Annotated in this window: 19 protein-coding genes; 13 read left to right on the top strand and 6 right to left on the bottom strand. The window is 44.0% G+C overall.

All coding sequences use genetic code 11. The annotated features are described in order from the left end of the window. Nucleotides 1–3: 3 nt before the first annotated feature. From AABK40_RS11580 to AABK40_RS11565, 4 genes are all read left to right on the top strand, one after another. Nucleotides 4–756, top strand: a complete 753-nt coding sequence (locus AABK40_RS11580; RefSeq protein WP_338397136.1) for a glycosyltransferase — start codon at nucleotides 4–6, stop codon at nucleotides 754–756. Next, nucleotides 740–2,416, top strand: coding sequence for a capsule assembly Wzi family protein (locus AABK40_RS11575; RefSeq protein WP_338397135.1), 1,677 nt, complete (start codon nucleotides 740–742; stop codon nucleotides 2,414–2,416). The genes AABK40_RS11580 and AABK40_RS11575 overlap by 17 nt, the downstream gene beginning before the upstream one ends. A gap of 3 nt (nucleotides 2,417–2,419) precedes the next feature. Continuing rightward, nucleotides 2,420–3,781, top strand: a complete 1,362-nt coding sequence (locus AABK40_RS11570) for an exopolysaccharide biosynthesis polyprenyl glycosylphosphotransferase (protein WP_338397134.1) — start codon at nucleotides 2,420–2,422, stop codon at nucleotides 3,779–3,781. A gap of 91 nt (nucleotides 3,782–3,872) precedes the next feature. Next, nucleotides 3,873–5,180 (top strand): UDP-glucose dehydrogenase family protein, encoded by a 1,308-nt coding sequence (locus tag AABK40_RS11565; RefSeq protein WP_338397133.1) that lies wholly within the window; start codon nucleotides 3,873–3,875, stop codon nucleotides 5,178–5,180. A 232-nt stretch (nucleotides 5,181–5,412) separates the two neighbouring features. On the opposite strand, the gene cysQ is transcribed toward AABK40_RS11565, so the two are convergent. Then, the gene (gene cysQ / locus AABK40_RS11560; RefSeq protein WP_338397132.1) at nucleotides 5,413–6,174 is read right to left on the bottom strand and encodes a 3'(2'),5'-bisphosphate nucleotidase CysQ; all 762 of its coding nucleotides are present in this window, start codon (nucleotides 6,172–6,174) and stop codon (nucleotides 5,413–5,415) included. 213 nt (nucleotides 6,175–6,387) lie between these two features. Here cysQ and cysC point away from each other — a divergent pair, with 213 nt between their 5' ends. The 5 genes from cysC (at nucleotide 6,388) to AABK40_RS11535 (ending at nucleotide 11,184) form a co-directional block, all read left to right on the top strand. Then, nucleotides 6,388–6,999 carry an adenylyl-sulfate kinase gene (cysC, locus tag AABK40_RS11555; protein WP_332922406.1) on the top strand — a complete coding sequence of 204 codons (612 nt, stop codon included), beginning with the start codon at nucleotides 6,388–6,390 and terminating at the stop codon, nucleotides 6,997–6,999. A gap of 18 nt (nucleotides 7,000–7,017) precedes the next feature. Continuing rightward, complete coding sequence (gene cysD, locus AABK40_RS11550; RefSeq protein WP_332922405.1) at nucleotides 7,018–7,923, top strand: sulfate adenylyltransferase subunit CysD; 906 nt, start codon at nucleotides 7,018–7,020, stop codon at nucleotides 7,921–7,923. 84 nt (nucleotides 7,924–8,007) lie between these two features. After that, nucleotides 8,008–9,282: a sulfate adenylyltransferase subunit CysN gene (cysN, locus tag AABK40_RS11545; protein ID WP_332922404.1), complete on the top strand. Its 1,275-nt coding sequence runs from the start codon at nucleotides 8,008–8,010 to the stop codon at nucleotides 9,280–9,282. 359 nt (nucleotides 9,283–9,641) lie between these two features. After that, nucleotides 9,642–10,670 carry a phenylalanine--tRNA ligase subunit alpha gene (pheS, locus tag AABK40_RS11540; RefSeq protein WP_332922403.1) on the top strand — a complete coding sequence of 343 codons (1,029 nt, stop codon included), beginning with the start codon at nucleotides 9,642–9,644 and terminating at the stop codon, nucleotides 10,668–10,670. 76 nt (nucleotides 10,671–10,746) lie between these two features. Next, nucleotides 10,747–11,184: a Rieske (2Fe-2S) protein gene (locus AABK40_RS11535; protein ID WP_338397131.1), complete on the top strand. Its 438-nt coding sequence runs from the start codon at nucleotides 10,747–10,749 to the stop codon at nucleotides 11,182–11,184. An 89-nt stretch (nucleotides 11,185–11,273) separates the two neighbouring features. On the opposite strand, the gene AABK40_RS11530 is transcribed toward AABK40_RS11535, so the two are convergent. The 4 genes from AABK40_RS11530 to AABK40_RS11515 all read right to left on the bottom strand — a co-directional run bounded on the left by AABK40_RS11530 (nucleotide 11,274) and on the right by AABK40_RS11515 (nucleotide 15,622). Continuing rightward, nucleotides 11,274–12,179 (bottom strand): rhomboid family intramembrane serine protease, encoded by a 906-nt coding sequence (locus tag AABK40_RS11530; RefSeq protein WP_338397130.1) that lies wholly within the window; start codon nucleotides 12,177–12,179, stop codon nucleotides 11,274–11,276. A gap of 68 nt (nucleotides 12,180–12,247) precedes the next feature. Further along, the gene (locus AABK40_RS11525) at nucleotides 12,248–13,087 is read right to left on the bottom strand and encodes a rhomboid family intramembrane serine protease (RefSeq protein ID WP_332922400.1); all 840 of its coding nucleotides are present in this window, start codon (nucleotides 13,085–13,087) and stop codon (nucleotides 12,248–12,250) included. Between the two features lie 142 nt (nucleotides 13,088–13,229). Then, the gene (mutL, locus tag AABK40_RS11520) at nucleotides 13,230–15,224 is read right to left on the bottom strand and encodes a DNA mismatch repair endonuclease MutL (RefSeq protein WP_332922399.1); all 1,995 of its coding nucleotides are present in this window, start codon (nucleotides 15,222–15,224) and stop codon (nucleotides 13,230–13,232) included. Between the two features lie 44 nt (nucleotides 15,225–15,268). Next, nucleotides 15,269–15,622: a hypothetical protein gene (locus AABK40_RS11515; RefSeq protein ID WP_332922398.1), complete on the bottom strand. Its 354-nt coding sequence runs from the start codon at nucleotides 15,620–15,622 to the stop codon at nucleotides 15,269–15,271. A gap of 128 nt (nucleotides 15,623–15,750) precedes the next feature. Between AABK40_RS11515 and AABK40_RS11510 the strand changes: the two genes are divergently transcribed. The 4 genes from AABK40_RS11510 to AABK40_RS11495 all read left to right on the top strand — a co-directional run bounded on the left by AABK40_RS11510 (nucleotide 15,751) and on the right by AABK40_RS11495 (nucleotide 21,921). After that, nucleotides 15,751–18,714: a serine hydrolase domain-containing protein gene (locus tag AABK40_RS11510; protein ID WP_338397129.1), complete on the top strand. Its 2,964-nt coding sequence runs from the start codon at nucleotides 15,751–15,753 to the stop codon at nucleotides 18,712–18,714. A gap of 2 nt (nucleotides 18,715–18,716) precedes the next feature. Continuing rightward, on the top strand, nucleotides 18,717–19,847 hold the full coding sequence (gene bshA, locus AABK40_RS11505) for an N-acetyl-alpha-D-glucosaminyl L-malate synthase BshA (RefSeq protein ID WP_332922396.1): 1,131 nt from the start codon (nucleotides 18,717–18,719) through the stop codon (nucleotides 19,845–19,847). A 230-nt stretch (nucleotides 19,848–20,077) separates the two neighbouring features. Next, on the top strand, nucleotides 20,078–20,737 hold the full coding sequence (hxpB, locus tag AABK40_RS11500; RefSeq protein ID WP_338397128.1) for a hexitol phosphatase HxpB: 660 nt from the start codon (nucleotides 20,078–20,080) through the stop codon (nucleotides 20,735–20,737). A 149-nt stretch (nucleotides 20,738–20,886) separates the two neighbouring features. Further along, a complete protein-coding gene (locus tag AABK40_RS11495) occupies nucleotides 20,887–21,921 on the top strand; it encodes an alpha/beta hydrolase (protein ID WP_338397127.1) in 1,035 nt (344 codons plus the stop codon). 70 nt (nucleotides 21,922–21,991) lie between these two features. Here the strand turns inward: AABK40_RS11495 and AABK40_RS11490 are convergent, their stop codons facing one another. Continuing rightward, nucleotides 21,992–22,780: a hypothetical protein gene (locus tag AABK40_RS11490; RefSeq protein ID WP_338397126.1), complete on the bottom strand. Its 789-nt coding sequence runs from the start codon at nucleotides 22,778–22,780 to the stop codon at nucleotides 21,992–21,994. Nucleotides 22,781–22,782 lie beyond the last annotated feature (2 nt).

The raw sequence follows: 22,782 nt of genomic DNA, 5'->3' as shown, positions 1-22,782 counted from the left end.
AGTATGCGAATAGTATCTTTAACCGTTGTGCATAACCATGCGCGTTCAATCGGCAAATTAATTGATTCTATTGAACGAAGTGGTTTTGAGAATGCGTATTTCTGTGATGCTGCTTCTACTGATAACTCCTTTGAGATTTTAAATCAATCCAAATTTTCAAGTAATACAATAACGAATTCAACTTTATATGGATTCAGTAAGAATAATAATGATCTAATTAGAGCATTCGAGCTAGACCCTGATTATTTCATGCTTTTGAATCCTGACGCCTATGTTGATAGTGATGTATTTACTAAATGTGTAGAATACATGGATCAAAACCCTGATGTTGGAGTTTTATGCCCGCAACTCTATTATCCAAATGGCGAAATTCAAAAGTCTTGGAAAGCCTTTCCAAAACTTCATCATGGGGTCTTAAAGAGGTTAGGTCTAAGGAGCATTACTGATGAAAAGATCATTTCTTCGGGTAATATCGATTGGGCACTAGGAGCCTGTTTAGTTGTACGACGGGAATTAATGTTATCTCCTACCAAGCTCCTTGATGAGCGATACCGTCTTTATTGTGAAGATGTAGATGTGTGTTTTAACGCTAAAGTAAAAGGCTTTAAAGTTGTGGGTACAGAAGAAATTAATGTGTTCCATGAATTACAAGAAAGCAGCTCAGTTAGTATTTTTTCAAAATATAATTATTGGAATTTGTGTAGCATGATTAAATTCTTGCTTAAGTGGAATTTGAAGTATGTATTTAGAAATTAAATGCTTAAGGTTTGTTGGGCTGTTTCTGGCTCTACAGATGGTCATCGTACATTCTTGGGCGCAAGTTGATTCGCTCAGTATTACCAATACCACAATGTTAAGTGGCTCAACCAATAAGGCATCTTTATTTTGGCAGCAAGCGAATGATTTTGGGAAATTCGGTTACTTTCAGAATAATCTTTATACTGATCTTAATTTAAAATACGATCTTGTGATAAATAAAGAATTATCAATTTCCTCTGGAGTTGAAGGTGTTGGACGGACCGGTGGAAATGATTTTTTTGTGCAACAATTGTATTTTAAAATTAAGTACTTGGGATTGACAGCTGTTGTTGGGCGTGAGGAGTATTCCGTGGGTGTTTATGGAGATCAGCTTTCGTCAGGTGGATATATTTTAGGAACAAATGCTTCTCCCTACAATAGAATCGCTTTAGGGGTTTATGACTACCGAAAAGTGCCTTTTACCTTTGGGAAACTTTTATTCAAAGGTGGGCTTAGTGTTGGTAAATTGGAAAAAGATAATTCTTATGGGCGATTTTTAGGACCTTCTATTCACGATAAGTTTTTCTATTTAAAGTCTAATGTTGGTAAAGTAAATATTCATGGAGGTATAGCACACTTCGCTATGTATGGTGGCGAAGATGGAAATGGAATTAGCCCTAACCCATCATTCAAGAGTGTTTTCTTTGCAAAGTCTGACCCAAGTTCTCCCATTGCGGGAGACCGAACAAACGTAGTAGGAAGTCATAATGGTTTTGTGGAGTTTGGTTTTGATGTTGATTTGTCCAATTTTAGTACAGTGTTGTATGTACAAAAACCGATAGTTGATCGTTCCTCTAAATATTTATTTGGTAGAAATAAAGATTATTTTTTAGGACTCCAAGTTGATTTTAAATCAAAAGAGCATATAATTAATAAAATCAAACTTGAATTTATTAAGAGTGATGTTCAAAATGGAATGGGTTTACCGGATGTTGTGGTTTATGATGAAAATGATAGATTGCTAACAGGTTCTACAGGGAATGGAAATTTATTGATGTGGGGTAATACAAAAGATGGTGATATAATCCGGGAAGCATATCCGCAAGAAACAGCTGCAATGAATAATGAGGAGTTATGGTCATGGGTACAAAATACCTTTAATAATGGACATGACTATGGTGGAAGAGGAGATTACTATAATCATTCTGAGTATAATTTAGGCTACAGAGGTCGTGGTTTTGGGAACCCTTTTCTTACTACAAATGTACAGGTTCAAGCCTACGAAGAGAATAAAGAAGAAGTAAGGAATATTCTCTCTGAAAATAATAGAGTGAAAGTTCTTTCTTTAGGCGCTTCAGGGCAGTTAAGTCGCTCTATAGGCTATAGAGTTAATGTTGCATATTCATTAAACTATGGGAATTGGGATAAATACGCTTTAGATGACTTTGATATTATTGGTCGTTTCACCCCCAACTTCACCCCCGACCCCAACTACAAATACTATGGAGGTTTAACGCAATGGTATACCTATTTTGAATCCTCTTTTCAGTTACCAAAAGCAAAAGAGTGGTCGTTTACTGCGGGCTTAGGCTATGATTTTGGAGAAATAACCAATAACTTTGGTGTTACGCTTGGAGTCAAGTGGACAGGTGTATGTCATTTTTCGAGAAAAAAGTAATTAATGCGATACGGAAAATACCTTAAAGAAGTCAAGTTACTTGGCGATCTTATTGCGCTGAACGTTTTCTATTTTCTCGGGCAATTTTTGTTCGAGACTTTTGTGTCTTCGGAGGCTTTTCCTCATCGGAGTATGAAGGTGTTGTTGCTGATTTACAACTTTGCATGGTTGTTTTCATCTTCTTTCCTCGAGATTCATGAGACTGCGCGGAGTTTGCAGCTTGAGCGGGTGTTCTCCAGGCTGTTGAATGCGCTGACGATCTTCCTGTTAGCCATTTTCGGGGTATATGGTCTTTCGTTGGTTAGTCTTCCTCCGCAGTATGTTTGCGTAACTTATTTGGCTTCATCCTTTGGAATTATAGGCTTTCATATGGGCTTCATTGTTTTTTTGAAGTTCTACCGGAGGGCGGGGTATAATATTAAAAATATTGTCTTGCTTGGCGATGCTGAAGTAACCAGTGATCTTAAGCAAATCATTTTTTCCCGAGCAGATCTGGGTTTTAAGGTCAAGGGAATTTTCGATCGGGAGATTTTAGCTGATTTAGAGAAGTTCTTTGACTTCCTTATTGTCAATGAAATTCAGGAGGTGTTTTGTCACCCTGGGCACATTGAGCCCGAGGTTTTGGAGCGGTTGGTTGAGTTCACGGATGATAATATCATTACCTTAAAAATTGTCCCTGATTTCAGGGGGTATATCTTTAAGGGAATGGATGTCCAGTTGTATGGTCATGTTCCAGTACTAAAGCTAAAGCCGCACCCTTTTGATAACCCAATGAATCAATGGCTCAAACGGGCTTTTGATATCGGCTTCAGTCTGTTTTTTCTGATCTTTATAGGGGCATGGTTGTTTCCGTTAATGGCGTTGTTAATCCGTTTGGAGTCCAAAGGGCCCGTATTTTTTAAACAACCCCGTGGAGGGGAGGGCAACAAACCTTTCAAGGTATGGAAATTCAGGTCCATGCGCGTCCATGATGATAAAAAAGTGGTGCAGGCAACGAAAGGTGATCCTCGAATCACAAAGATTGGCGCCTTTATTCGGAAAACAAGCATTGATGAATTGCCTCAATTTATTAATGTACTCAAGGGAGAGATGTCTGTTGTTGGGCCACGGCCTCATGCAGTACAGCATAATGAAGAGTATCGACCATTGATCGAGAAGTTTAATCAACGCCATAAAGTAAAACCAGGCATTACAGGTTTAGCGCAAGCCAAAGGCTATCGTGGGGAAACGGAAACGGTGAAGATGATGGCTGACCGTGTGAAGATGGATCGTTTTTATGTCGAAAACTGGTCTTTTTGGTTCGATGTGAAGATTATCGTTATGACTGTTAATTCGATGCTTAACGGCGAAGAAAAAGCATATTAACTGACGGAAATCTTATTTTTTGTTATTATAATCTGATAATTTTATAGGATTAATTCGGGGATGTTTCCCCTAAAAAATAATTTACAACATCATGAAAATAGCCGTAGTAGGAACGGGTTACGTAGGTTTGGTTTCTGGTACCTGTTTCGCTGAAACAGGTGTAGAAGTAACCTGTGTAGATATCGATAAGAATAAAGTGGAGAAAATGCAGAATGGTATTGTGCCCATTTATGAGCCAGGCCTTGATTTGCTTTTTCACCGAAATATTGAACAGGGCAGACTGAAGTTCACCACTTCTTTGGAAGAGGGCATTAAGGATGCTGAAGTGATCTTCCTGGCATTGCCTACACCTCCTGGTGCTGATGGAGCAGCGGATTTGCAGTATGTTTTGCGTGTAGCGGATGATTTGGGTAAAATGCTGGATCATTATGCGGTAGTGGTGGACAAATCTACCGTGCCTGTGGGGACGGGCGAGAAGGTTCAGGCGGCAATCGCTGCCAATGCTACGGTTGATTTCGATGTGGTTTCAAACCCTGAATTCCTGAGAGAAGGGGTTGCTGTGGAAGATTTCATGAAGCCGGATCGTGTAGTGATCGGATCGACATCTGACAAGGCAGCCAAAATCATGGATCGTCTATATGAGCCTTTGGTACGTTCGGGTAATCCAATTATTCATATGGATCTACGTTCTGCAGAATTGACCAAATATGCGGCGAACTCATTTTTGGCGACGAAAATCACCTTTATGAATGAAATCGCCAACATGTGTGAGCTTTTAGGGGCTGATGTAGATTTGGTACGTAAAGGAATTGGTACGGACAGTCGTATTGGTAACCGCTTTTTGTTTGCGGGTATTGGCTACGGTGGATCTTGTTTTCCTAAGGATGTTTCAGCCTTGGCAATGTCTGCAAATGAGGTGGATTATGATTTCCGCATTTTGAAGGCGGTGATGGATGTAAACCACAAGCAGAAGACGAAGTTGATGGCGAAGGTGTCGCAATATTTTGATGGCGACCTGAAAGGCAAGAAGATTGCACTTTGGGGCTTGGCCTTTAAGCCGGAGACGGATGATATTCGTGAGGCACCAGCGCTTTATAATATTGAGGCTTTATTGGCTGCAGGTGCAGAGGTGGTTTGTTATGACCCTGAAGCAATGGAAAATGTACAAGGCGTGATGGGTGACAAGATCACTTTCGCTGCGAATGAGTACGCTGCTTTGGAAGGTGCGGATGCGCTGATGATCATGACAGAATGGCAATTGTTCCGTACTCCTGATTTTGATAAGATCCGAAAGGCATTGAAAAATCCTGCGATCTTTGACGGTCGTAACTTATACAGTGTAGAGAACATGCGTGAGCAAGGGTTCTACTATACTTCGATTGGGCGTAAGGATGCGTAATTTGTAGGGACGTTGCATGCAACGTCCGTACGTATATATAAAACAAAACCTCCAAGTTTTCGGACTTGGAGGTTTTGTTGTTTTTGGGTAGAAGGGGCGTAGCATGCAACGTCCGTATGATATAGTTATCGCGAGCGTCCCTTTGTGATGGCTAACTATTGATGACTGTTCATTGGTAACTATTCCGAGGCAGAGTCTCGCGATAGCTGCTCCATGCTTGAACTAAAATAATCTAAAAGCCCAACACCAAAAATCCGCTATTGAGCAAAGATTCTTTGTTGTAAGTGAATTCTTTTTCTTCGGTATTGCCAACATACATTTTTGCACCAGCGGCCAATGCCACTGCTTGCCCTGCGGCGGTGTCCCACTCCATCGTTGGACCATGTCTGTAATACAAGTCTGCTTTTCCTTCAGCAACCATACAGAACTTGAGAGAACTTCCCACAGAAATTTCATCCTGAACATCATATTTTTTCAATACAGTCTCTTCTTCCGGTGAAGCATGCGATGCACTGCGTACCGCCACTCGTTCAGTCGATTTATGATTAACCTGCAAGGGCTGTACAGCTTCTTCTCCTACCTGTTTGAATGCGCCTTTGTGAATATCGCCAAAATACATCGTGTCAGTTACTGGAGTATAAACCACTCCCATAGTTGGTTTGCCATTTTCAATCAGTGCAATATTGACCGTAAATTGGCCATTACGTTTGATGAACTCTTTGGTGCCGTCCAAAGGATCTACAAGGAAAAAAGTTTCCCAGTCCTTGCGGACAGGGTAGGGAATATCCTTACCTTCCTCAGAGATGATGTGAACCTCAGGGAAGTTTTTGCGCAAAGCCGCCACAATCACTTCATTTGCAGCCTGATCAGCCAGGGTTAGTGGGGAGTCATCAGCTTTGTAATCAACGACTTTGGATTGGTCGGGATTGTTGTATATTTTTAAGATTGCTGCGCCAGCATCTTTAGCTATAGGGAGAAGTTGCTCGATATTCATAATAATCTATTAGTAATGTTCAAATCATTTTAAAATGACAAATTGCGAATATTTTTTGTTAATAATAAAAAGAACGTTTCAAATTGTGGTGCGTTAAGTTCAATACAATTTATCTCGTCTATAGAAATGTAACAATTCCGTACTTTTTAGGGGGTTTATTAATCCAATAAAAATCGTACTTTTGCAATATAATGTGTACTATCTTTTAATTTTATGAGCGACAACCATATATATCCTATTTTTGACACTATTCTGCAGCCTAAAGACAAGGAGCAACTGCTTGGGCAAACCGCCAAAGTATTCTGGATGGTAGGCCTTTCAGGTTCAGGGAAAAGCACACTTGCCCGCGCCCTGGAAAATGCCCTGTTTGAAAAGGGGTTTAAAACCATGCTGCTCGATGGCGACAACCTCCGTACAGGGATCAACAATAACCTGGGCTTTTCTCAGGAAGACCGTACCGAGAATATCCGCCGTGCAGCAGAAGTATCAAAATTATTTGCCAGTTCTGGCTTGGTCACGATCTGTTCGCTGATCAGTCCAACGGAAAAAATCCGTAAGATGGCAAAGGAAATTATTGGTCAAGACACATTTGAAGAGGTATTCATTGAATGTCCTATTGAGGTCTGTGAACAACGGGATGTCAAAGGCTTGTATGCCAAAGCACGTAAAGGGGAAATTAAGGATTTTACAGGAATCAGCTCTCCTTTTGAAGCTCCGACTGATGCAGACATCGTGGTCAATACGGCGGCGCATGAGTTAAATGAAAGTCTCGACCTTTTGGTGAACTACGTACTCGGAAAAATTCAACCCGCCCCTAATAAATAAGCATATAATCGTTATAAAATGAATTCATACAATCTAACACACTTAAGAGCCTTGGAGGCAGAGGCTATTTATTGCCTTCGTGAAGTGGCTGCACAGTTTGAGAACCCTGCCCTGTTGTTTTCAGGAGGAAAGGATTCCATTGTGATGGCTTACCTGGCCAAAAAAGCATTTTACCCTGGTCGTATTCCTTTCCCATTGGTGCATGTGGATACCGGTCACAACTTTCCTGAAACCATAGCGTTCCGCGATAAATTTGTGAAGGACATTAACGCCAATCTGATCGTAGGCTCTGTTCAGCAGTCTATTGATGAGGGTAAAGTTGTGGAGGAGAAAGGATTCAATGCTTCTCGAAATGCTTTGCAGACCGTTACTTTGTTGGAAACGATCGAAAGTAACAAGTTTGACGCTGCCCTCGGTGGTGGTCGCCGCGACGAAGAGAAAGCACGTGCCAAAGAGCGCTTCTTCTCTCACCGTGATGATTTCGGGCAATGGGATCCTAAAAACCAACGACCAGAATTGTGGAGCCTCTACAATGGTCGTAAGCATATGGGGGAGCACTTCCGTGTATTCCCAATTTCAAACTGGACAGAAATGGACATCTGGCAGTATATCCTGATGGAGAATATCGACATCCCTTCGATTTATTTCGCACATGAGCGTGAGGTATTTGTTCGTGATGGCGTGATCTATGGTAATTCAGATTTCATCAACCGCCGTGAAACAGAAACTGTTGAAAAGCGCGTGGTGCGCTTCCGTACTATCGGTGATATGACCTGTACTGGTGCTGTAGATTCTGACGCATCGACTTTGGCTGATATTATCAATGAGGTTGCTGCGGCCCGTACAACTGAGCGTGGTACCCGTGCCGATGACAAGCGTTCTGAAGCAGCGATGGAGGACAGAAAGAAACAAGGATATTTCTAAAATCTGTCGGTAGCAGTTGATCTGCGCTTTGAACTTTTCACAACTCTTCATCACGGGATCACCCTCCCGATTAGTATTAAAAAAATGGAACAGCATAATAATTCTGCTTATCTAAATATGGAATTGCTGCGGTTTACAACTGCAGGTAGTGTGGATGATGGAAAATCTACACTTATTGGTCGTCTTCTGTACGATTCAAAATCAATCTTTCAGGATCAAATGGACGCCGTGGAGGAATCTTCGCGCCGCCGTGGAGACGAAAATGTAAACCTTGCATTGCTGACGGACGGTCTGCGTGCAGAGCGTGAGCAGGGGATCACAATTGATGTGGCCTACCGTTACTTCGCAACTCCTAAGCGTAAGTTCATCATTGCCGACACACCAGGCCATATTCAGTACACTCGTAACATGGTAACGGGTGCATCAACGGCTAACTTGGCGATTATCCTGATCGATGCCCGTAAAGGTGTGATTGAACAAACTTGTCGTCATACTTTTATCGCGTCCTTATTGGGAATACCACATATCGTATTCTGTATCAATAAAATGGACTTGGTAGATTATTCTGAAGAAAGATTCCACGAAATTAAAGCGGAGGCGGAAGCTTTTGCCGCTAAATTGAAAGTGAAAGATTTTCATTTCATGCCAATTTCAGCCCTGAAAGGCGACAACGTGGTGAACCGCTCGGAAGAAACACCTTGGTATGAAGGCCCAACTTTGTTGTATCTTTTGGAGAACATTCATATTGGCTCTGATGAGAACCTGATTGATTGCCGCTTCCCTGTACAATATGTGATTCGCCCTCAGTCTGATGAATTCCACGATTTCCGTGGCTATGCTGGTCAGGTGGCTGGTGGAGTCTTCAAAGTAGGAGATGATGTTGCAGTATTGCCTTCTGGATTTACTTCGAAAATCAAAACCATTGAGTTAAATGGCGAACAGTTTGAGGAAGCTTTCGCAGGAATGGCGGCAACTATTACCTTGGAAGATGAAATAGACATCAGTCGTGGTGATATGATTGTTCGAGTGAACAATCAGCCAGAATCTACGCAGGATATTGAGGCGATGGTTTGCTGGATGAACGAGAAAGGCATGACGCCAAATGGAAAGTACGCTTTGCGTCATACTTCAAGCGATGCGCGTTGTATGATCAAAGAGGTGGTTTACAAAATGGATATCAATACACTTCACCGTATGGAAGAAGACAAAACGGTAGGAATGAATGATATCGCTAAAGTGAAAATCCGTACGACAAAGCCATTGTTTATCGATAAATATGAAACCAACCGTCATACAGGTTCTTTCATTTTGATTGATGAGGCTACAAACGTTACTGTTGCGGCAGGAATGATGTTGTAAGCATTGATTTTTATATTGCTATTGAGAGCATCCCGCTTCTTGATAGCAACTACCCAAAGCCCGATAAGTGTTGTGAAGATACTTGTCGGGCTTTTTGTTTGAATTGATTTGAGCCTCCATGCAGGAGCGTCCAAGTAGGCGAGGAATTCTGACAAGTATATTTTTCATGGGAAAGACTTGTGGCTGAGGTCTCCAAAGCGGTGGGATTTAGATCATCACAAAAATAATCTCTGGACAATAAAATAAGCCCGTCCTATGCTTATGCGTCCCATTAATTTTTATTTCCATTGGGTTTGATTAAATTTACCGTCTAAAATATTGATTTGTATCGGTCTTGTGCCGTGAATGATAGATGATCTATGAAAGAGAAAGTTGAAGAGCTCAAAAAAGAGATCGAAGCCTATATTGTAGAGACTGCTGAGGAATTGGAGCAGTACAGAATGAAGTTTATTAGCCGTAAATCGGTTGTTGGTGATTTATTCAATGAACTGAAAACAGCCGACCAAGAGGTGAAACGCGAGATGGGCCGTACACTGAATGAGCTGAAAAACATCGCAACAAACCGATTTAAATCGTTTGTAGATGATTTGGAGACCAAAGAAGGCAGTGAGAAATTAGCCAATGTGCCAGACCTGACTTTGCCTCCTGTAGCAGACCAATTGGGCGCACAGCACCCAATTTTGGCCACTAAGGCAAGAATCATTGAGATTTTTGAGCGTATCGGATTCAACTTGTCGGAAGGTCCTGAGGTAGAAGACGACTGGCATAACTTCTCGGCATTGAACTTTCCTGAGAATCATCCTGCGCGTGAGATGCAGGATACTTTCTTTATTGAGCGTAACCCTGATATCGCATTGCGTACGCATACTTCATCGGTGCAGGTACGTGTGATGGAAAATCAGAAGCCTCCAATCCGTACCTTGTCTCCTGGTCGTGTATATCGTAATGAGGCGATTTCAGCACGTGCACACTGTGTATTCCATCAGGTAGAAGGTTTGTACATTGATGAGAATGTATCTTTCAAAGATTTGAAGCAGACGCTTTACCATTTTGTGAAAGAGCTTTTCGGAAAAGATACCAAAATCCGTTTCCGTCCTTCTTATTTCCCATTTACTGAGCCTTCTGTGGAGGTAGATATTTCATGTAATATCTGTAAGGGAAAAGGATGTAATATCTGTAAATATACTGGTTGGGTAGAAATCGGTGGTGCAGGTATGGTTGATCCTAACGTATTGACCTCTTCAAATATTGACCCTGAGAAATATTCAGGATTTGCTTTCGGGATGGGAATCGAGCGTATCACCATGTTGTTGTATCAGATCAACGATTTGCGATTGTTTACCGAAAACGATGTCCGCTTCCTGAAGCAGTTTAAAAATATAAAATAGGCAGGTCTTGTACTGCTTTCAAAAGACATCTCGGTTCGCTTGGATGTCTTTTTTTTTGAACATTATTTTTATTCCCATGAAGAAATTTTTGATTGTCCTATTTTTAGCCGTGGCCACTTTTATGCAAGCTTGTGGGCCTGACACTCAACAGGTAGGCTGGCCGTATAAGCGCGTTGAAAAGCGGTTAAACGTGAATAATTACCCAGAATTAACCAAACACAATGGCTTCATGTATTTAAATGATGTGGGGATCAAAGGGATTCTGTTGGTCAATAACAATGATGGGAGCTATCGGGCATTTGACAGGCTGTGTTCCTATTTTACAGAGCATGATTGCAAGGCTTTGGTAATGGATGAAGATACGGGTTATAGTCAGATCATAGACCCCAGCGAAGGGTGTCGATCACATTTCAGTCGCCAAGGTAGATATCTTTCAGGGCCTGCGTTAAATGATCTTTTACCCTATCAGGTTGCAGATGAAGGTAACGGTAACCTTCTTATTTACCGTTACTGATCGAAAACATGCTCAACAAAAAAGCCACATTAAAACCAAAAAATCGGTTTCAATGTGGCTTTTTTTTAGACCTTGAATTTCCTGTTTAATTACTTTTTACTGGCATTAAAAAGCTTTTCTTTTTCCTCTTTAGTGAGGCTTTCATAGCCATTGGCAGAGATTTTATCAAGAATTGAATCAATCACGGCCTGATCTACATCCATCCCTACATTGGGCTTGTTGTTATAGCGGTATTTGGTCTGAAACTCCGCTTTATGCGTTACTTTAATCTTCGAAGGTTTAGTAAACAAACTGTTCCACCAACCCCTGACTCCTGAGAAAATATCAGAAATATCGCCATTATGATTCCGCAGGCTGAGCACATAAATAAAACCAGCCAATGCTCCACCGATATGCGCAATATTTCCTCCAGCGTTTGCACCTGTGGTATCAGCAAGTGAAAACAACACATACACCAGTGCAATAAACTTTAAGCGCACCTCACCGAGTAAAAATAAATTTACCCGATAATTGGGAACGAGTGTCGCTGCACCAACCACTACGGCAAATACCCCTCCCGAAGCACCTAACATTTGGCTCAGAGCCACTTGTTCCGAGAAGAATGGAAGCGTATTAAAAAGTAACAGGTAAAATAAACCACCGACAACCCCACCGAGGCTATATAAAGTAATCAGCTTTCCCTGCCCTTTGAACTGAAGCAGGATACTTCCGAACCAATACAATACAAACATATTGATCAGCAGATGCAGTGGCGCTTCATGTAAAAAGAAGTAGGTGAAGATCGTCCACGGTCGGTAAATGAAAGTATGAATATCAGCAGGAAGCATTAAGTAGGACATCATCTCTACATAAACCTGATGATATCCGGCTAATGTCATGACTACCTTCGTGAGGATTACTGCGATAAATACTGCTACATTGACGATAATCAATTGCATTAGCCCATTATTGGGGCGATTCCAGGAATTCTTTATTTCGTTAAATATACCGTTCATTTTAGTGCTTTTCTTACAACAAGATTAACGCAGAATCATTCTGTCGGTTCGATTCTGCGGGGCAAGCTTTAATAAAAACTGCCATGTTGCTTTTTCCACTGTCGTAATATAATAAATCCAACAATCATCCCGGCGATATGCGCAAAGTGAGCAACATTATCTCCCGGCGATTGATTGACGCCCCTGAAGAGTTCATAGGCCCCATACATGAGGGCAAAATACTTTGCTTTGATGGGGATAGGGGGGAACAGTAACATGAGTTCGAGGTTGGGGAACATCATGCCGAAAGCGAGGATAATACCGAAAATAGCGCCTGAAGCTCCAATAAGCTGGAAACGGTCCCTGCTTGCTTTGTAAACCTCACTCACCTTAAACATGATCCGTTTGCTGTCTCTTTCAAAATTAGACTGGCTGGCGCCTTGTTCGCTGTAGTCATAATAAAGATCGCGCAGACCAGGAATATTGATATAATTATCAGCATGCCGATCAAGTATGTCCACCACATCATTGTATTGTTGGGGTGTGGGATGTTCAATAGAAAGGTAGGAGTTGATGTTTTTATTGACATACATAGATTCCACAGAACCCGCACCGGCATAAAGAATCCCGGCACCTATACCACAGGCCATATAATAAATAAGGAATTTTTTTGGTCCCCACACCTGTTCCAATAGCGGGGCGAGAAAAAACAGCCCGAGCATGTTGGAGGCGATATGCCAGAAGCCTCCGTGCATAAACATATAAGTGATCACCTGAAAAGGAAGGAACCACTGGCTGTTCAGATAGCGAAGGGCACCATAGTTGGTGATCAGGTTAGAAAGTGGGGTGTGGATGACACTGGTTAGAATATATACTGCGATATTGATCAGCAGCAGGTTTTTCACCATAGGAGTGATTCTTCCCATCATATAAATTATCTTTTTGAATTTACAATATTTACGGATGTCCGTCTGTAGAATTCAAATGTAAATAATATAATTTACAAAAGGAGGGATAAAGTGTTTTTGTGGCAGCAGGGACGCCGCAGGCAACGTCCGTACAGCTGCTGTCTTACTTAAAGAAACCCGCCATGCGGTCCCCATCGAGTACCGTATAGGTTTTTTGTCCATTGGGGGCATAGTTCGGGTTTGCGCAGGCAAACAGTTGCTCGAGCAGGTTTCTCATCTCTTCGATGGTCAGTTTTGTGCCATTTTTTATCGCTGACCGACGGGCAATTGCGCGGGCAATGTTATCCTGTCGGTTCAGGGAAAGGTCTTGCTGATTTTGTTTGTACTGCTCAAGCAAGCCCTCAAAAAGCGCTTGTTCACCGCTGCCGTGGGTATTGCAGTCGCAGGGGATGCCGTTAAGGCTAATCATGTTTTGCTCACGAAGTTCAAAATCAAAGCCGAGGTAACGAATTTCATCTTCAAGATCCATCACCAGATTGTAGTCAGCGGCATTGAGTTGAATACTCTGAGGAAATAGAAATTGCTGAGAGGAGCCTGTTTTAGTAACCAGTGTCGCTGCGTATTTTTCATACAGAATGCGTTCATGTGCCGCTTGCTGATCAATGAGCATCAGCCCTGTTTTCGAAGGCAAACCAATAAACTGATTCAGTACCTGAAAAGGGCTCAGGGAATCTTCCGTATTGAAAAACTCCGAACTCAGGCGGTCTTTTTTTCGCAACTGATTGGCGGCGCTTTCAAAAGTAATCGCCCCTGTTTGTTCCTGTCCGCGAGATTGGAAAGTCCTGGTTTCAAAATTGTTATCCGTATTTTCCGAACGCCCAGTCGTTGGCTGGTAAGTGGACGGTGTGTTGTCGCTCTGTTCAAACATCTGTTCCCATTGCTGGCTTTTCCCCGGGGAAGGCCTGAACACATCGGCTTGCTCACTGGAAGGGGAAGCCGCAGAGGAAAATCCTTTCAGAAAGGTTTTGGGTTCCTCACGTGGAATAACGGGCGTATCATCCTGTCCTTTGGTACTGATCATCTCTTTGTCAAGTTCCTCGGGGTTGAGGTCGATATTCAGTAGGGGTGTGAAATTGACGTTACTGTCAAAATCAAGGGCAGGAGCCAGGTGATGCGCACCAATGGCCTGACGAACGGTTGCCTGCAAAATGGCATATACCGTTTTTTCATCATCAAACTTAATCTCTGTTTTGGTCGGGTGCACATTGATGTCAATCTGCTCAGGGTCCATCTCCAGAAAGATGACATAAAATGGGTAAGTATCTTTGTTCAGCAGGCCGTCATAAGCATTCGTAATGGCATGGTTCAGGTAACTGCTTTTTATAAAGCGGTTATTCACAAAGATAAATTGCTCGCCACGGGTTTTTTTTGCCCCCTCGGGTTTCCCTACATAGCCCGATACTTTTAAATGTGGTACCTCTTCTTCCATAGGGACCATCTGGCTGCGGTAATTTTTACCGAAAATATTGACGATGCGCTGCGAAAGCTTCGTGCGTGGCAGCTTGAAAATCTCCCGCTCGTTGAGGTTCAGCGAGAAGGCCACATCAGGGTGTGCCAGTGCGAGGCGCTGAAAATCTTCAATAATATGTTTCTGCTCTACCTGGTTACTTTTTAGAAATTTTCGGCGTGCAGGAACATTGAAGAATAAGTTCTTGATCGCAAAAGAGGTGCCCACAGCGGTGGCTACCGGTGTTTGCTCCTTAAATTCAGCGCCTTCATTAATAATAAGTGTTCCTACTTCATCCTCGGCCTGCCGAGTTTTCAGCTCCACCTGAGATACGGCGGCAATAGAAGCGATCGCTTCGCCACGAAACCCCATGGTGCGAATAGAAAATAGGTCTTCCGAAGAGGTAATCTTGGAGGTCGCATGCCGCTCAAAACTCATGCGCGCATCCGAAGGGCTCATCCCATTACCATTGTCAATGATCTGAATGAGGGATTTTCCTGCATTTTTTACGATCACCTGAATGGCGGTGGCATGGGCATCAATCGCATTTTCTACCAACTCTTTAACTACGGAGGCAGGGCGTTGAACGACCTCACCCGCAGCAATTTGGTTGGCTAATGCGTCAGGAAGAAGTTTGATAATATCAGACATGCAATGTGGACCTTAAAAGATTAATCAGTAGGAATAGGGCAAATTTAAAGGATTCCTTTGACTTTTAGGTAAATGTAGGCAGCAATAAAAATTCCGAAGAAATAAAATGCCCAATCGCCGTAGAACCAGTAGATCAGTACAGAGCTGATCAGCCCAATGACCATCAGCCCCTGCGCCATCCCAGCACGTACTGGGCTGTTTTTTTTGCGGTTGCGCTGAAAGCCCTCCCGAATCGAGGACGCATAGGCGGCATCTGACTCTCCCCTGGCCTCACGGGCCATTTGTTGCTCAACAATTCGGCGCCGTTCTTCCACATGCTCCTTTACGGGATCATAATAGCGGGGCTTAACATTGAATTGTTGATGCTTCGGAATTTTAAACAGAGAAGGAAGTTTCATGACATTTTTTACATTTAATGGCCGGATGCAAAATTAATGATTTTGATTTGAAGTTATATCATCGCATTTTCGCTTCCAACCGTAAAATTAGCGGATATTTCATTTTAGGTCAAAATCTCAACCCCCTGATGTTGAAAAAAGTTACTTTATTTCTCTTTACCCTGATCATATCGCATGGCTATTTGTTCGCTCAGCCCACTGAAGCACAAAAACACTGGGCCGACAGCGTTTACCAACACATGAGTCCAAAGGAAAGAATTGGGCAGTTGTTTATGGTGGCTGCCTATTCCAACCAAGGAAAGCCCGAGCAGCAGATGGTCGAGCGGCTCATCAAACAGTACCATGTCGGTGGACTGATATTCTTTCAGGGTGGACCTGTTCGTCAGACAAACCTGCTGAATCATTATCAGTCGGTCAGTAAAACGCCACTATGGGTCGGGATGGATGCCGAGTGGGGTGTCTCGATGCGACTTGATAGTGTTCCCGCTTTTCCCCGCCAAATGACTTTGGGCGCCATGCCGCAAAGTGAACTTGTGCATGAGATGGGCGCCGTGGTGGCCGATCAGTTCAAAGCCCTGGGAATGCAGATTGATTTTGCGCCTGTGGCTGATGTGAATGTTAATCCCAAAAACCCTGTGATCGGTACGCGTTCCTTCGGGGAGAATACCCATAATGTGGAAAGTAAAACCATCGCTTATATGCGAGGGCTGCAAAGCAATGGGATTATTGCCAATGCCAAGCATTTTCCTGGACATGGCGATACGGGTAAGGACTCTCATTATGCTTTGCCAGTTATTCCTTATGGCCGCACACGGCTCGATGAGGTGGAGCTGAAGCCTTTCCGCGGACTCATTCAAGCGGGGGTGGAAAGCATAATGGTGGGGCATCTGGAGTTGCCTAAAATTGATGGGCGCAAGAACCGTCCCGCATCATTATCAGATAAAATAATCAAGGGAATTTTAAGGGACGATCTGCATTTCGATGGACTGGTGTTTACCGATGCGTTGAACATGCATGCCGTATCGGATAATTTTAGTCCGGGGCAGGCGGAAGTACTTGCCTTGCAGGCGGGAAACGACGTCCTGTTATTTCCTGCCAATGTCGCCAAAGGAGTTACGGCCATTGAAAAAGCCCTCGCAGATGGCACACTGGATTCTGTAGAGGTGGCCCACAAGGTTAAAAAGATTTTGCTCGCCAAGGCAAAGGCGGGCCTGAACGACTGGCAGCCCCTGCCAACCGATGGGTTGGTAGAAAGGCTCAATACGCCAAAAGTTAAAGCCCTCCGCTATAAAATGTATGAACAGGCCGCCACCCTGGTCACTAACAAAGACAATTACCTGCCGATTCAGGTGCTGGACACCACCAAATTTGCCTATTTGGGGCTTAACAGCAATACAGGGCATAATACTTACTACAAATACCTGAACAGGTATATTGAGTTCGATGGCTACCATCTCGGGAAAAAGGCTACCTCTGCACAGATCAGGAGTATGGAGGCAAAGCTAAAAACCTATGGAACCATTGTGGTTGGCATTCACCACATGAGTCGTAAGGCGAGTCAGCGGTATGGCATCAATCGGGAAGAACAAATGATGATCGAACGGCTTCAGCTTGCTGGGCACCGCGTGGTGGTCACCGTATTTGGCAACCCTTATGCCGTACAGTTTATGGGCGATGCTGAGCACCTCATTTGTGCCTATGACGATGTGGAGGAAGCGCATCAGGCAGCAGCAGCCTTAATTTTTGGAGCGATTCCCGCCAAAGGGAAGCTGCCCGTTTCTGCGGGGCCCAAGTTCCCCGCTGGTACAGGGCTGGGGACGCAAAATCTGCGTCGGCTCAGATGCGGGAACCCTGAGTCGGAAGGAATGGACAGCCAGATATTAAACAAGATTGACAGTGTCGCTGCCGAGACTATTAAGCAAAAAGCAGCACCAGGAATGCAGATTTTGGTGGTCAGAAATGGTAGTATTGTCTTTGATCGTGATTATGGCTATCAGACTTATGCAAAAAAAGTGAAAGTACAGGAAGATGTAGTGTATGATTTGGCCTCGGTAACCAAGGTGGCGGCCACCACGCAGGTGCTGATGTATTTGTATCAGCAAAACCTGATCGACCTCGATAAAAAGGCTTCCTACTATTTGCCAGAACTCAAAGGCTCCAATAAGGAAGACCTGATCATCCGCGATATCATCAGCCATCAGGCTGGGCTGTTTCCTTATTACCCTTTCTGGGACAGCACCATGGTGGCCAAGCGCATTGATCCCAAATACTATTCCGTCAAAAAAATAAAAGATTACGATGTGCCCGTAGCCAAAGGGGTTTTTGGGCGCCACTCATTGCCAGATTCCCTCTGGCATTGGGCAATTAATTCTCCGCTGCGCGAAAAACCTGCGGACCGCCTGAACAAGCCTTACGATTACCGCTATTCGGATATTGGCATGTACATCATGTACCAGCTGGCTTCCAAATTACTTTCAGAACCGATGGAGGAATTTGTGATGAACAACTTCTATGAACCTCTCGGGGCTTCCACTTTATGTTTCAACCCAAAGCGGAAATTGCCTCTTTCAAGAATTATCCCTTCGGAGAAAGATGACTTCTTCAGGCATGAGGAATTACGGGGCGATGTGAATGATCCGCATGCCGCCATGCATGGAGGGGCCTGGGGACATGCGGGCCTTTTTGGCGATGCCATTGATCTGGCAAAGCTCATGCAGATGAACCTGCAAGGAGGTTCCTTCGGAGGGGTGCGGTACTTTATGCCTGCGGTCATTGATACCTTCACCGCACAGCAATACACGCTCAACCGACGCGGGTTGGGCTGGGACAAACCCCACCTGGAAGACCCCATGATGAGTTCCGCCTCGCGCTATGCAAGCCGCGATTCCTACGGGCATTCGGGCTTTACAGGGACGTTGGTTTGGGTAGATCCCCAATACGATTTAGTGTATATTTTCTTATCAAATAGAACCTATCCAACCTCTCGTAACAAAAAATTAGTTACCTTAAATATTAGACCCACGATTCAAGATTTTATCTACAAATCTATTACAGATCAGCAGATTACAGATCTTTACGACAATAAACTGTAAACATGAAAATAGGAATAGTATGTTATCCTACATACGGCGGCAGCGGAGTCGTTGCCACCGAACTTGGGAAAGCACTTTCACTCGAAGGACATGAAGTCCATTTTATTACCTATTCGCAACCACGCCGACTGGATTTCTTTAACGAGAACCTGTATTACCACGAGGTAGGGGTGCGTTCCTATCCGCTTTTCAAATACCCACCCTATGAGTTGGCCCTGGCCTCCAAACTGGTCGATGTGGTGAAATATGAGCAGCTGGATATTCTACACGTACATTATGCCATTCCGCATGCTTCTGCAGCATTTATGGCCAAGCAGATTTTGGCGACCGAGGGCATTTCTATTCCAGTGGTGACCACCCTGCACGGTACCGACATCACTTTGGTAGGAAAAGACCCCACCTATACGCCCGTAGTTACTTTCAGTATCAATGCTTCTGATGGCATCACGTCGGTTTCTGATGATCTGCGAAAAGACACCCTCAGCCATTTCGATATTCAGAAGCCCATCGAGGTGATTCCCAATTTTATTGATCTGGAACGCTTCAAGAAGCAACCCAAAGAACACTTCAAAACCGCCATTTGCCCTAATGGGGAAAAATTGCTGGTGCACACCTCGAACTTTCGTTCCGTAAAGAGGGTCAATGATGTGATTCGGGTTTTTGACCAGGTGCGAAGATCCATGCCCTGTAAATTACTGATGGTGGGTGATGGCCCCGACCGCCCAGAAGCGGAAGCCCTCTGCCGTAAGCTCGGTACCTGTGCGGATGTCCGTTTCCTCGGAAAACTCGATGCCGTGGAAGAGGTCCTTTCTGTCGCCGATTTATTCCTGATGCCTTCCGAAAAAGAAAGCTTTGGATTGGCCGCTCTTGAAGCTATGGCCTGCGAAGTGCCCGTTTTGTCGTCTGATGCTGGGGGAATTCCCGAGCTGAACAAAGATGGCTATTCGGGTTATTTATCTCCGATAGGCGATATCGACGATATGGTGGAGAAGGCTAAAAAGATCCTCGATGATGACCACCTGCCGACTTTTAAAGCCAATGCACTTGCCCGTGCCAAGGAGTTTGATATTTCGAATATTCTGCCTAAATATGAGGCTTACTATCAGCAGGTATTGGCAAACTATAAAAAGTAAGTGCACCTTAGGGCGTGTTTATCAATTTATTACCTATCTGAAATTCGGATAATTGGAGTTGATTTTGAACTATTTTCAGCAATACTATTCGCTCAAAATATTCCTTCAGCATTGCTACAATACTCCAAATTTTAAGTTTTAAACACGCGCTTCATTGAAGCGGTACGCTAAACCCTAAATGCCGTAACAAGCAAGGACACTTCAGCAGTAAAAAAAATAACGATATAGCAGTGATAAAAGCAGTAATCTTTGATATGGATGGCCTTCTGATTGATTCAGAGCCATTGTGGAGGGAAGCGATGATTTCCATTTTTAATCAATTGGGCGTGCCCATGACCTGGGAAATGGCCCTGCAAACCATGGGGCTTCGCATGGATGAAGTGATTGCCTACTGGCAACGGAAGTACCCCTGGCGGGACCGTACCATTGAAGAAGTGAATGCCGACATTCTTGCTGAAGTAGATCGGCTGGTGTGGGAAAAGGGCGGCACAATGCCTGGTGTTGAAAAGACCATCGCCTTTTTTCATAAGCAGGGGATACCTATGGCGCTGGCTTCCTCCTCGCCAATGTCTTTGATTACTTCTTTTGTCAAGAAAATGGGAATTGCCGACGATCTGACGGTGATGCGTTCAGGGATGCAGGAGGAGTACGGCAAACCACACCCTTCGGTGTTCATCAATACGGCCAAAGCAATGGGCGTACTGCCCGAAGAATGCCTGGTTTTTGAGGATTCTTTTTACGGCTTGGTGGCCGCAAAAGCAGCGAAGATGACAGCCATAGGAGTGCCTGAGGCAGAATTAAAGGATCAGCCGCGATTTCAGGTGGCAGATGTGTTGCTGGACTCGTTGACCGATTTTAGTGAGGAGGTTTTTGAGCAGTTGAATAAATAAATGGGTATTATTTTACTTTATGTTTTCCGCGGGTGCAAAGCCGTGGTAAATAAGTAAAAGAAATATTATTTTGTTGGTGCATTGTGTTTGAACCCATGTAGACCAACGACATTCCACCTAACGACTTCTGAAAAAATAAACAATACACCATGAGTATAAACAGACGATCAAAATTCTTAATGGGAGGGCTGGCGGTATTGCTCTTTGGCGCTTATTTCATAGGGCCCCAAAGTCCCAAGCCTAAGCTCGATCCGAAAATCAAGCTTTTGCCTGATATGCAGCCCTCTGAAGTGGAGGCTGTGGTGAAAAAAGCCGAAGCGGCGGTGCCAAATATCAAACCGAACAATGAGGCTGAAATTGTCTGGGCAAACGACAGCCTGAAGGAAAAAACGGAATGGTGTGTGGTGTACCTGCATGGCTTTTCAGCAAGTAAATATGAAGGGAACCCTACCCACCGCGATTTTGCCAAAAGATTCGGTTGCAACCTCTACCTTGCACGATTGCAGGCGCATGGGGTGGCTTCGGAGAATGAACTGAAGGACCTGGCTCCTGAAGGCTTGGTGAATTCCGCTAAACGTGCCATCGCCATTGGGCACCAGCTGGGCAAGAAGGTGTTGCTGATGAGTACCTCTACGGGGGGGACGCTGGCCTTGTACCTTGCGGCAAACAATCCCGATTTGGTGGATGGTTTGATCTGTTATTCTCCCAATGTGGACATCGTTGATAAATCATCGATTTTGCTGACAAAACCCTGGGGGCTTCAAATTGCCCGTTTGGTGTTGGGAGGCAAATATCGCGAAGACAAGGGCAGCACCAAGGAAGTGGATCGGTACTGGAATAAAAAATACCGCATCGAGGCGCTGGTGGCTCTGCGTTCACTCATGGATGCTACCATGACCAAGAAAACTTTCGAGAAGATTAAGCAACCGACATTTGTGGGTTACTACTATAAAGATAAAGCGCATCAGGACCCCACGGTGGACGTGGCTTCTGTACTGAAAATGTATGATCAGCTTGGAACTTCGGAAGCCCTTAAGCAAAAGGTGGCTTTCCCCAATGCAGGTAATCATGTAATTGCGGGGCGCAGTTTCAGTAAAGATGTTGAAGGGGTTGAAAAGGCCTCTTTTGAGTTTGCGGAAAAAATACTGAAAATGAAGCCCGTTGAACTGACGGCTTTAAACTGAAAACACTGATCAAGAATAAAAAAAGGCCTCCGTAATGGGGGCCTTTTTTTGTCTGCATTTACCACCTTGCTCACAAGGATTCGCTGTCGGTATTTCGTTTCAGGCTGAAAACAAGGGTGTCAGGATTCATGGCAGTGAAAACACCCACGCCACCACTGATGTTGGAGTAATTCGGGTCGATACTTCCTGTGTTTATTCCTCCCTGAAAATAACGGACAAACTCATCGGAACAGGAGGCCACCACCAGCTCATATTCGCCCAGTTTTTCAAGGTAAGCCCCATCAATAAACAGGGAATCTGAAGCGGAGACCCCACAAGGTAAATCCACATCGCTCGCCCAATAGTCTTCATCATAAATATACTCCCCTTCCTCGGGGCGTTTCATCTGATAGTAATAATACTGCCCACTGGCTTTCTCAACATAAATTTGCAGTGCCGTCGCCCTCTGGTATGCTCTCGCCTCCATGAAAGTGTGAAATTGATCTTTGTAAAGCTCGGTGCTGTCAATCAGCGCAACGGATCCAAGTGCTTCAGGCATGGTGGCTGTGGAGGTCAGGGAGCCATCCAGTGCCACAACTTCAAATACTGAGGCTTCATTCGCAGGGAGGGTATTTACGGACTGAAAGTGCCCAGAGTCAAGGTGGATCAAGGCATAATCCTCGCCATCAACACGCAGTGAAGGGTTGATATTTGAAGGAAACTGAGGCAGTGAATCGTAATAATCATAATAGGCGAATTGTAAGTTGGCTTTCTGATTGGGGTACAGATAGGTCTGCAGGGTCATGATGGAAAAATCAGACTCCTCTACCTGCTGGCAGGCAGTAAACAGAAGGCAGGAAATGATCAGTAAATAGCGCATAG

Origin of the sequence: Persicobacter psychrovividus (assembly GCF_036492425.1) — a bacterium.
Classification (GTDB): Bacteria; Bacteroidota; Bacteroidia; order Cytophagales; family Cyclobacteriaceae; genus Persicobacter; species Persicobacter psychrovividus.
Note: the sequence above shows the minus strand (reverse complement) of the source record. Positions and strands in the feature narration are given on the sequence as shown.